The 7749-nt window shown below is 66.3% G+C and carries 3 protein-coding genes and 1 pseudogene; 1 reads left to right on the top strand and 3 read right to left on the bottom strand.

Translation table 11 applies throughout. From position 1 onward, the window contains the following. Positions 1–285, bottom strand: a pseudogene (locus B3446_RS01425) (cobalamin-binding protein); the annotation flags it as partial. Positions 286–502: 217 nt separating this feature from the next. Beyond that, positions 503–2548 carry a TonB-dependent receptor gene (locus B3446_RS01420; protein WP_291376878.1) on the bottom strand — a complete coding sequence of 682 codons (2046 nt, stop codon included), beginning with the start codon at positions 2546–2548 and terminating at the stop codon, positions 503–505. 447 nt (positions 2549–2995) lie between these two features. Between B3446_RS01420 and metH the strand changes: the two genes are divergently transcribed. Next, positions 2996–6769, top strand: a complete 3774-nt coding sequence (metH, locus tag B3446_RS01415; protein ID WP_291376877.1) for a methionine synthase — start codon at positions 2996–2998, stop codon at positions 6767–6769. Positions 6770–6802: 33 nt separating this feature from the next. Here the strand turns inward: metH and B3446_RS01410 are convergent. Then, a partial coding sequence (locus tag B3446_RS01410; RefSeq protein WP_291376876.1) for an amidase family protein occupies positions 6803–7749 on the bottom strand: 947 nt, incomplete at its 5' end.

The following is a 7749-nucleotide window of genomic DNA, read 5'->3' as shown; positions in this document are numbered from 1 at the left end:
GGCGTCCGGCTGCGTGCCGTCGCCGATGACGGGCAGCGCGCGCGCCGCGGCTGGATAGTCGCTGCCGAGGACGGTGCCGACGATATATCCGCCCGCGCCGGCGGCGTAGATGAGTTCGGTGGCATGGGGCGCCAGCGTCACGGCGCGCCGGGCGGGGGCGTCCAGCGCGACGGTGCGGCCGCGGTCGTCCTGGACCTGGATGACGGGCGCACCGTGGGCCAGCAGCGGAGACAGCGCCAGGGTCAATGCCAGGATCGGCGTTAACTTAGGCGTCAACTTCGGCATCGACGTCGACATCAACTTCGGCGCCGAGGTCGGCGTCAACGTCAGCGTCAGCTTCAGCGCAACGCCGGCAGTCGTCAGGACGCGTCGAAAGGTCATGCAGCGGCTCCGTCGGGTGGGCACAAATGTAGAAAAGGGCCTGCGCGGGCCCNNAGGGCCTGCGCGGACCCTGAGCCTCAACAAAGGCTCAGACCGGCAGGCCCAGTGCGCAAGGCGGCAATCAGTAGCGTAGCGTGAGCGACGCGTAGAAGTTGCGGCCGGGGGCGGGGTACAGGCTGTAGTTGGCGACGGGACCCAGCATCTCGAACGAGGCGTTGCCGCCGCGGATGCCGTATGTGGCGTACTGGCGGTCGAAGATGTTGTTCACGCCCACCGCGCCTTCGATGTTGCGAGTGAACTTGTACGCGACCTTGGTGTTGAACAGCACGTAGGCGTCCAGTTCCTTGTCGAACTGGTTGGCCTGGTCGTTGTCCATGCGCGACTTGCCCACGTATTGCGCCGACACGTTCCACAGGAACGCATCGGTCGGGCGCCACGTCACGCCGGCGTTGGCCAGCCACTTGGGCGCCAGCGGCACGGTCTTGCCGGCCAGGTCGACGCCGGCGTAGGTGCCGGAGCGGAACTGCGCTTCCATCCAGGTCAGGTTGGCGTCCACGGTGACGCTGCTGGACAGCGCGGTGTGGCCTTCAAGCTCGATGCCCTGGCGGCGGGTCGGATCCAGGTTGGTGTTGGCGCCCGTGCCCGGGCCCCACAGGCCGTCGGCCAGCGGGTTGTACTGGATCTCGTTGGTCAGGTCGTAGTGGAAGTACGACAGGCGCGCGCTGCTGCTGGCCGACTGCCAGGTGACGCCGATTTCCTTGTCGGTGGACGTCTGCGGGGCCAGCGGCGACTGAACCGACAGCAGTTCGTCGGCGTTGGGCAGGCGGAAGCTGCGGCCGACCTTGCCGTACAGGCCGAAGCCGCCGGACAGGTCCTGGCGCACGCCCAACTGCCACGCGGTCAGGTGGTGGCTGCGGTCGGACGGCGTGCCCGAGCCCGAAATCACTTCCAGATCATCGGACGCGTACTGGCGGCGCACGCCCGCCGTGATGTAGGTGCTGTCGGTGGCGCGGATCTGGCCTTCGGCGAACAGGCCGTACTGGTGCTGGCGCGACTGCCACTTCGACGGTTCGAAGTCGTAGTAGGCGTTCTGGTCGGCGGTGGTCTTGGCTTCCTGCGCATCGGCGCCGAAGACGACGCTGTGGCCGCCGTTGATCGGCAGGCGGTAGCGCACGCTGGCGATGTTCTCTTCCAGCTTCTGGTCGCGCAGCGTGTCGCCGAAACCGTCGTAGGTCAGGCCGCTGAGCTTCTTTTCGCGGGTCGACAGGTCCGAATACAGCACGCCGGCGCCGATGGCCTGCTCAAGTTGCAGGCCAAACGTGGTGGTCGTGGTCTTGACGTAGTCGACGTCGTTCTTCGAGCCGCGCGGATCGTCCTGGAATTCGTTCACGCCCGTGAACGGGTTGATCGTGCGCGGGCCGGGCAGTTCCAGCTTCTGCGTGGTGGTGCGGCCGTACAGGCGGATCGAGCCGTCGTCGTGGCGGAAGGTGATGCCGCCGCCGCCGCCTTCGCGGCGCTCGCCGCTGTTGTCGCGGTAGCCGTCGCTGTGCAGCGACTGCATGTAGGCGTCAACGCCCACCTTCTCGTTGTTCATCGCGACCGCGGCGTCGTACTGGCGCAGGCCGTAGCTGCCGAACGTGGCAGTGGCGCGGGCGGTGACCGGCTCCTTGGCAAAGTCGGAGCGGGTGATGATGTTGATCACGCCGCCGGTGGTGCCGCCGCCGTACTGCACGGAGCCGCTGCCACGCACGATTTCGATGCGTTCAACCTGATCCAGCGGCACCACGCCCAGGCTGGGCGCCGACAGGTCGTTGGTGTTCTGCTTGACGCCGTCGATCAGGATCAGCGTGTTGCTGGCGCCGGTGATGCCGAAGCCGCGCAGGTCGACGATGGCGTTGTCGCTGGAGCTGGTGGTGTTGATCAGGTTGATGCCGGCCTGCGTGGACAGCAGGTCCTGCATGGTGCGCGCGCTGCTGGCCGCGATGTCCTCGGCGGTGATCACCGAGATCGACACCGGCAGCGTGCGGCCGTCGGTGGGCACGCGCTGGGCGGTGACGGTGATGCTGTCGAGTTCGGATGGGGCGGGAGCGGTTTGCTGGGCGGCGGCGATGGCCGGAGCGGAACAGAGCAGAGCGCCGGCATAGCGCCGGATGGAGCGGGCTTTCATCTACAAGACCTCGGTGCAGCCCGCGACCCCGCAGGCCATTCACGATGGGAAGGACGCCGGCGCGCCGGGCGAGCCGAAAGGCCGCGTGGCGGGAAACAGGCATCCTGACGAGCGAACAGGCCGGTATCGGGCTGCCATGGGCGCCAGGCGCGCATGGGGACCGTTGCGGGGGCAGCACAGGCTGGACGGGCGGCGCTGCGGCGGCCTTGCGGGCGGCGCGGCACTGCGGGGGCGTCTTCCTGTTTCCCGTTTATCTTTCGCTCGCGGCGGGCAAGTGTTGCGTGCTTGCCCAACCTGATGCGCCGAAAGCACCGGTTCGGGGCCGAAACTGTATCACCGTGAGGCGCGCGAAGGCCCATTTTGTTACGATCAGGGCTTGTTTTTTCGGCGTTTTTCGCGTTTTAGCCACATCCGCGCTGCCGTGGCCAACCTAATCCGGACCTGATCGTGTCGTATCCCCGCCTGCCGTACCCTCCCGAAGCCTATACCCGCGGCGGCGACTTTGCCCGCCTGCTGGGCAAGCGCATCCTGATCCTGGACGGCGCCATGGGCACCATGATCCAGCGCTACAAGCTGGGCGAAGCGGACTTCCGCGGCGAGCGCTTCGCCGAGCACGGCAAGGACGTGAAAGGCAACAACGAACTGCTGTCGCTGGTGCGGCCAGACGTCATCTCCGAGATTCACCGCCAGTATCTGGATGCGGGCGCGGACGTCATCGAGACCAACACCTTCGGCGCCACCACGATCGCCCAGGGCGATTACGACCTGCCGGAACTGGCCTACGAGCTGAACCTGGTGTCGGCGCAGTTGGCGCGCGAGGCCTGTGACGCCTACAGCACGCCCGACAAGCCGCGCTTCGTGGCCGGCGCGCTGGGGCCGCAGCCCAAGACGGCTTCCATTTCGCCGGACGTCAACGACCCGGGCGCGCGCAACGTCACGTTCGACGAACTGCGCGTCGCCTATATCGAGCAACTGAACGGCCTGCTCGACGGCGGCATCGATATCGTTCTGATCGAAACCATCTTCGACACGCTGAACGCCAAGGCGGCCATCTTCGCCACCGAGGAAGTCTTCGAGGAACGCGGCATCCGCCTGCCGGTGATGATCTCCGGCACGGTGACCGACGCCTCCGGCCGCATCCTGTCGGGCCAGACGGTCGAGGCCTTCTGGAACTCGGTGCGGCACGCGCGTCCCGTCACCATCGGCCTGAACTGCGCGCTGGGCGCGGCGTTGATGCGCCCCTATGTGGCCGAACTGTCCAAGATCTGCGACACCTACGTCTGCGTGTATCCAAACGCCGGCCTGCCCAACCCCATGGCCGAGACCGGCTTTGACGAGACCCCGGCCGATACCTCGGCCTTGCTCGAGGAGTTTGCGCGCGCCGGTCTGGTGAACATGTCGGGCGGCTGCTGCGGCACCACGCCGGACCACATTCGCGCCATTGCCGAGAAGGTCACGGCGCTGACGCCGCGCGTCGTGCCCGAGATCGCCGTCAAGACCCGCCTGTCGGGCCTGGAACCGCTGAACATCGACGAGGACACGCTGTTCGTCAACGTGGGCGAACGCACCAACGTGACGGGCAGCAAGATGTTCGCCCGCCTGATTCGCGAAGAGAAATACGACGAGGCGCTGGCCGTGGCCCGCCAGCAGGTCGAGAACGGCGCGCAGATCATCGACATCAACATGGACGAGGCCATGCTGGATTCGGTGGCCTGCATGCACCGCTTCCTGAACCTCATCGCGTCCGAGCCCGACATCGCGCGCGTGCCGGTCATGATCGACAGCTCGAAGTGGGAAGTCATCGAAACCGGCCTGAAGTGCGTGCAGGGCAAGGCGGTGGTGAACTCGATATCCATGAAGGAAGGGCTGGAACCGTTCCGCCACCACGCCCGCCTGTGCCGCCGCTACGGCGCCGCGGTGGTGGTGATGGCGTTCGATGAACTGGGTCAGGCCGACACGCTGGAGCGCCGCAAGGAAATCTGCGGCCGCGCCTACAAGATCCTGGTCGAGGAAGAGGGCTTCCCGCCGGAAGACATCATCTTCGACCCGAACGTCTTCGCGGTCGCCACCGGCATTGATGAGCACAACCACTACGCCGTGGACTTCATCGAAGGCACGCGCTGGATCCGCGAGAACCTGCCGCACGCGCGCATCTCGGGCGGCGTGTCCAACGTCAGTTTCTCGTTCCGCGGCAACGAGCCGATGCGCGAGGCCATCCACACCGTGTTCCTGTATTACGCGGTCAAGGAAGGCATGACGATGGGCATCGTCAACGCCGGTCAGCTGGGCGTGTACGCAGACCTGGACGCCAAGCTGCGCGATCTGGTGGAAGACGTGGTGCTGGACCGGCCGGAACCCGTCGGCAAGACCGAAGCCGACGACGAGCGCACGCCCACCGAACGCCTGGTGCAGTTTGCCGACAGCGTGAAGGGCAGCGGCGCCAAGAAGGAAGAAGACCTGGCCTGGCGCAATGCCGAGGTCGAGCAGCGCCTGTCGCACGCGCTGGTCCACGGCATCACCGCTTTCATCGTGGAAGACACGGAAGAAGTGCGCCAGAAGATCGAAGCGCGCGGGGGCCGTCCCATCGAAGTGATCGAAGGCCCGCTGATGGACGGCATGAACGTCGTCGGCGACCTGTTCGGCGAAGGCAAGATGTTCCTGCCGCAGGTGGTGAAATCCGCCCGCGTCATGAAGCAGGCGGTGGCGCACCTGATTCCGTTCATCGAGGAAGAAAAGCGCCAGATCGCGGCCGCGGGCGGCGACGTGCGCGCCAAGGGCAAGATCGTCATCGCCACTGTCAAGGGCGACGTGCACGACATCGGCAAAAACATCGTGTCGGTGGTCCTGCAGTGCAACAACTTCGAAGTCGTGAACATGGGCGTGATGGTGCCCTGCGCGCAGATCCTTGAAAAAGCCAAGGAAGAGAACGCCGACATCGTCGGCCTGTCCGGCCTGATCACGCCCAGCCTGGAAGAAATGGCGTACGTGGCGTCGGAAATGCAACGCGACGAGTACTTCCGCAGCCGCAAGGTGCCGTTGATGATCGGCGGGGCCACCACCAGCCGCGTGCACACCGCCGTCAAGATCGCGCCCAATTACGAAGGCCCGGTGATCTACGTGCCCGACGCCAGCCGTTCGGTGGGCGTGGCCACCAACCTGATGTCCGACCAGTCGGAAGCCTACCTGACGGAATTGGCCGAAGAGTACGAAGACGTGCGCCGCCGCCACGCCAACCGCAAGGCGACGCCCATCCTGCCGCTGGCCGAGGCGCGCGCCTCGCGTCCGGCGATCGACTGGGACAACTACACGCCGCCGCGCCCCAAGTTCATCGGCCGCCGCACGTTCAAGAGCTACGACCTGGCCGAGATTGCGAAGTACGTGGACTGGGGCCCGTTCTTCCAGACCTGGAGTCTCTTCGGCCCGTACCCCGCCATCCTGCAAGACAAGGTGGTGGGCGAGCAGGCGCGCAAGGTCTTTGCCGACGGCCAGGCTATGATGAAGCGCATCGTCGAAGGCCGCTGGCTCACCGCCAATGGCGTCGTGGGCTTCTATCCCGCCAACACCGTCAACGACGAGGACATCGAGGTCTATAAGGACGAGACGCGCAGCGAAGTGCTGTTCACGTACCGCAACCTGCGCCAGCAGGGCGCCAAGCGCGAAGGCGTCAGCAACAAGTCGCTGTCGGACTTCATCGCGCCCAAGTCCAGCGGCAAGGTCGACTACATCGGCATGTTCGCCGTCACAGCCGGTTTGGGCATCGAAAAGAAGGAAGCGGAATTCGAGAAGGCGCTGGACGACTATTCCAGCATCATGCTCAAGTCGCTGGCGGACCGCCTGGCCGAAGCCTTTGCCGAGTGCCTGCATGCGCGCGTGCGCCAGGACCTGTGGGGCTACGCGCCCGACGAGGCCCTGTCCAACGAGGACATGATTGCCGAGAAGTACGTGGGCATCCGCCCGGCGCCGGGTTACCCGGCCTGCCCGGAACACGTCGTGAAGACCGACATGTTCCGCGTGCTGGACGGCGAGGACATCGGCATGATGCTGACGGACAGCTACGCGATGTACCCGGCGTCCAGCGTGTCGGGCTTTTACTTCAGCCACCCGCAGTCGCAATACTTCAACGTGGGCGTCATCGGCGAAGACCAGCTTGAGGACTACGCCCGCCGCAGCGGCCGCAGCATCGAAGACCTGAAGCGCACGCTGGCGCCCAACCTGGGCTGATGCGGCTGACTGCCGCGAAAGCCCAGGCTGAGGCTAAGGCTGGACCTGGGGCGCAGCGATGCGCCCCAATATTTTTTCGATGGCCACGCCGATCGCCAGCACCTTGCGGTCCTCGCCCGGCAGGCCATCGATCTCCAAGCCCACCGGCAGGCCTTGATTCGACAGCCCGGCCGGCACGCTCAGGCCCGGCAGGCCGGCGTTGCTGCCGGGATCCACGTTGCGCGCCAGGCGCGCAAAGGTCTCGAAGCTGCTGGCCTCGGGCGTGGACGCCGGCGGGGGGACCGGTACGGTCGGAAACAGCAGACCGTCCAGCGCGTGTTGCTTGAAGGCGCGGCGATAGACCTCGATGAGTTCGTGCCGGCCGCCTGCGATGGCCTGTTCGTACAGCGGTTGCAACGGCAGAAGCTGGCCGTCTGGCGTGGGCAGCACGCCCGGCACGATCAGGTTGTCGAAGATGCCTTTCACATCCGGGCTGGATATCTGCGCGACCACCTCATCAAAGCTCACCCCCACGTGATAACGCGCCAGATAGGCCGTCAGGTCGGGCTTCTGCTCGAACAGGCAAAGCGGCATGCCGACTGCCGCGTTGGCGGCGGGCAGGTCGGGCATGTCCATCTCCACCAGCGTCACCCCGGCCGCGCGCAGCTTGTTCAAGGCGGCTTCTGAAACCGCCTGCACGTCGGGATCGAGGTCGGCCCAGAAGTACGCGGCCAGGCCCAGGCGAATGCCTTCGGGCGGCAGAGGCGCCAGCGGCTCGGTCTGGCCCGTGAGGATCGCATCCAGCAACACGATGTCGGCCATGCCGTTGGCGATGGGTCCGGGTGTGTCGCGCGTGTGAGAAATGGGGGTGATGCCCGCGCCGTCGTAGCGGCCAACGGTAGCGCGGAATCCGGCGGCGCCGTTCACCGATGCGGGCAGGCGCACCGAGGCGCCGGTGTCGGTGCCCAGCGCGGCGTTTTCTAGTGGCGCGGCGACCGCCG

Source organism: Achromobacter sp. UBA5777 (genome assembly GCF_002418565.1).
Classification (GTDB): domain Bacteria; phylum Pseudomonadota; class Gammaproteobacteria; order Burkholderiales; family Burkholderiaceae_B; genus Achromobacter; species Achromobacter animicus.
Note: the sequence above shows the minus strand (reverse complement) of the source record. Positions and strands in the feature narration are given on the sequence as shown.